Source organism: Mesorhizobium sp. M4B.F.Ca.ET.143.01.1.1 (genome assembly GCF_004792275.1).
GTDB lineage: Bacteria > Pseudomonadota > Alphaproteobacteria > Rhizobiales > Rhizobiaceae > Mesorhizobium > Mesorhizobium abyssinicae.
In genome coordinates this window covers 1-282 of record NZ_SRSR01000365.1, presented here as the reverse complement: position 1 = coordinate 282, position 282 = coordinate 1, and the positions used below count along the sequence as shown (strand labels likewise).

General features: G+C 62.4%; 1 pseudogene. It reads left to right on the top strand.

Annotation, left to right across the window (positions count from 1 at the left end):
• Positions 1–192: 192 nt before the first annotated feature.
• Positions 193–282 (top strand): annotated as a pseudogene (locus EN786_RS38440) (DeoR family transcriptional regulator); the annotation flags it as partial.

Genomic DNA, 282 nt, shown 5'->3' with positions numbered 1-282 from the left:
GCTTGATCCGTGGTCTGGCGCGCCTGACGATCATCTCGCCGATCGAAGCCAGCATGGTCTTGGTCAGCCCGTGCACGGCCTTGAGATGCATCTTGTGCAGCGAGCGATAGACGAGCCTCGCAACGAGACCTTCGATCTTCAGTCCTCCGATCAGGCTGCCGAACGCACCGTAGTCGGCCAGCGAGACCAGGGGCGGCCGTCGATTTCATCCGCCAGTTCAAGGTCGATTACGCGGTGATCGGCGCCTCGGCGATAGACCATGACGGCGCGCTGCTCGACTTC